We start from the raw sequence: 821 nt of genomic DNA on the forward strand, positions 1-821 counted from the left end.
AACAAAGAACTGAGATAAAAAACAACTAATTTCTTTATTAATTTTTGACAATATAATTCTAGGCTTACAGATAGAAAGAATAGATCCGTAAGCTCTTTTTTATTTCAGGCACAATTATTTTACTGTAAGAATCGAAACGAATTCTGCATCATATGGTAAACCCGATTTTGCGATAGCAAAACATTGTTTTAACAACTTATTTGCCACTGCAATAAGCGCCAATTTTTTACTTTTACCTTTTTGAACAATGCGCTCATAGAGTTCACGGCACGCTTTATTGTGTTTACAGGCATTAAAGGCACAAAGAAATAACAAGTTGCGAAGTTTTTTATTACCAACTTTACTAATCCTACTACGTCCTCGCACACTGCTGCCAGACTCCCTAATTGTTGGCGTTATACCCACGTAACTACAAAGCTGTGCTCCCGTCTCGAACTTGGAAAAACCATCGGTTATCACAATTAAAAATAAAGCTGTCTTGGCACCAATGCCAGGAACGGTTTGCAGAAGCGTAAGCTGTTGCTGCTGCTCTTGTTTTACCAATTCCAGCAGTCGTGCTTCTATTCCTTCAAGCTCTCTGTCCAAGTGTTTTTTATCACGCTTTAAAGAACGGTACACAAATTTTGAAGGGATACCCAAAGTTTCCTCACCGTGCATTTTGTTCTTGGTAGCAGTACGCTTTTTAAGATAACTGTCCATTAACCGGAACAGTTGCAAGCACTCGGCCTGTACATTGGTCAGCGCATTGTAAAGAGGAACCTCATTGGCCAGAGCATACTCACAGATGGCCTTTGCATCGCTCTTGTCGGTCTTTACCTTGG

At 39.6% G+C, this 821-nt stretch carries 1 protein-coding gene; it reads right to left on the reverse strand.

What is annotated here, in order from left to right:
- Nucleotides 1-114: 114 nt before the first annotated feature.
- The coding region (locus H4O20_RS13215; protein WP_185099571.1) for an IS110 family transposase at nt 115-821 on the reverse strand (707 nt) is incomplete at its 5' end.

This window comes from Aequorivita sp. 609 (assembly GCF_014212065.1).
In the GTDB taxonomy this organism is placed as follows: domain Bacteria; phylum Bacteroidota; class Bacteroidia; order Flavobacteriales; family Flavobacteriaceae; genus Aequorivita; species Aequorivita sinensis.